This window comes from Vibrio sp. 10N.222.46.A1, from assembly GCF_041473595.1.
Classification (GTDB): domain Bacteria; phylum Pseudomonadota; class Gammaproteobacteria; order Enterobacterales; family Vibrionaceae; genus Vibrio; species Vibrio tasmaniensis_A.
The window spans coordinates 1-2428 of the sequence record NZ_JBFRSN010000380.1 but is presented as its reverse complement, the minus strand read 5'-3'; the positions used below and the strand labels follow the sequence as shown (position 1 = coordinate 2428).

The window sequence follows — 2428 nt, the reverse complement described above, 5'->3', positions numbered from 1 at the left end:
AACTTGGGATGCATTATCCGATGACGATGAACTCGTCTTCTTTGATGGTATAACCCAAACCCCTCAAGTCGCGTTAGATATCCGCCTTAATTTTGATGAAAGGCGAAATCTAGTATTGAGTTTTGACTATGCGGTTGACGCACTAGATAAACGAGTGGTTGTCTCCATACTTGAATCGATAGAGCGTCACATTGAGACCGTATGTGAGACCCATGATTTTGACATCCCTTCACATAAGGTACTCAACCTTGAACACTATAAATTGAACTGTGATGTAAAAGAGTTTGAATGCTCCAAGTTCTTATCCAAGATAGCGCGTAATCTTGCGGAAAATGCGAGTGATGATATCGCGGTCATTTGTGGTGAACGGCATATCAGCTACAAGGCATTTGGGGAGGACGTCCATAAGGTGATGCAGCATATTGCTCACCTTGGCTTGAAGCAAGGTGATGTGTTGGCCATCTGTTTGCCAAAGAGCCCTGAGCATTTAGTGATGACGATTGCCTGTTCATTATCAGGGATTATATGGGTGCCTATCGATGCTTCATCACCAGAAGAGCGTTTGGATTACCTACTGAGTAATTGCAATGCCAATTTAGTGGTAACTAACCAAACGTCACAGCGTAAAAACTCAGTGCTCTATCAAGCACTATTGCAACCTGTTGAGCAGGCTTATCCATCACTCTCCAATACGGACTTAGAGGTGCTTAGTCAAAGTGAGCATGGTGCTTATTATCTGTATACATCGGGAACAACAGGTAAACCTAAATGCGTTGTAGTGAACAGCAGAGCAACTTCCAATGTCATCGGGGAAACGTGTAAAGCTTGGCAAATAACGTCTGAAGATGTGTTGATGTGCGTAACGCCGTTCCATCATGATCTCTCTGTGTTTGATATTTATGCTTCGTTTACTTGCGGGGCAACCATTGTATTACCAGAGGCTGGTGAAGAAAAAGACGCGATTCGTTGGAATCAATTGGTTGAGAAGCACCGTATTACTATTTGGCAGTCAGTTCCGGCATTGATGGAAATGTTGTTGTCTTGTATGCAGGGTGAAAAACTCAAATCTCTACGCTTAGTTTGCCAAGGGGGGGATTACGTTAAACCTAAAACGATTGATGAACTTAGAGCGCTGGAGCAAGATATTCGCCTTGTCTCAATTGGTGGTCCTACCGAAACCACGATATGGAGTATCTGGCACTTTGTCACCGACGAAGACAAATCGGTTATTCCTTATGGCAGGCCTTTCCCTGCAAATCAGTACTTTATTATGGATGGATTGGGTAAACATGTTCCACAAGGAGTAGCAGGTCGGATCATGACAGTAGGAGTAAACCTTGCGTCAGGGTATTTATCTGATGGAGAGCTTACACAAACTGATTTTGTGACGATAATTGATGATCTAGGTAGTGAGGTCAGAGCGTTTAGAACCGGTGATCTAGGCTATTATCGTGAAGATGGCACCATTATTTTTGCTGGTCGGGTTAATGGCTATGTGAAGGTTAGGGGCGTCCGTGTGTCGTTACCCGATATTGAGAAAGAGTTAAATCGCTGCCCACTGATTGAGCAAGTTTTGATTGTCGACTATACCGAACGTAATGGAGACGTAGCGTTAGGTGCGATCTATAAAGTGGCGGATGGCCAAGTCGCTAATGCTGCTGCTATTCGTGACTTTGCACAGCAATGCTTACCAAACTCCCATGTACCTTCTCAGTTACTTGAATTGGATAAACTGCCTCTCTCTCGAAATGGAAAGTTTGACCGGATTCAAGCGCGAGAAGAGTTGGTTCGTTCAATGACTCAGACGGTGAGCTCTCCACAACTCGCTTCAGCTTCTGTTACTCAGAACAATGAGAAACAGAACAACGCTAAAACGACGTTAACGACATCAGAATTTGGGTCGATTATCGAAGCTTATGAGCAAGTGACGGGAAAACATTTAGAAGGTTTTAGCGAGGAGAGTGCGTTTCTGTCGTTGGGTTTAAAGCCATCTCACCTAAAAGGTGTAGCAGAGAAACTGAGTAAAACGTTTGAGCGTAAGGTGTTTACACGCAAGTTGATTAAATGTCGGAACGCAAAAGAGGTTGCCGACGAGATTTTATAATCACTTTAATAAACCTTCCAGAGAAAGCCGAGCGAATAAAGTTCGGCTATTTTATTTAATTGGGGGGTGTGTTGTCGTGTTAGCCCGCTAAGTTAATTTTTGTTGGTCACGAAATACAAAGGTTACTACATGTCGATTTAACGGTGCGATGTACGTTAGTTGGGTTATTTATTTATCAATTGCTTAAAACGAAATTATGCTAATGTATCCGCTAGCGAAAACCGGATTTATCTTGATTGTTCTATATGAATATAGTTAGCATATGCTTAATAGCTTAATAGCTTAATAGCTTAATAGCTTAATAGCTTAATAGCTTAATAGCTT

1 protein-coding gene is annotated in these 2428 nt (G+C 42.4%); it reads left to right on the top strand.

The window, feature by feature from the left end; all coding sequences use genetic code 11:
- Positions 1 to 2104: amino acid adenylation domain-containing protein (locus AB4496_RS12085; RefSeq protein WP_372131040.1), on the top strand; the 2104-nt coding region annotated here is incomplete at its 5' end.
- Positions 2105 to 2428 lie beyond the last annotated feature (324 nt).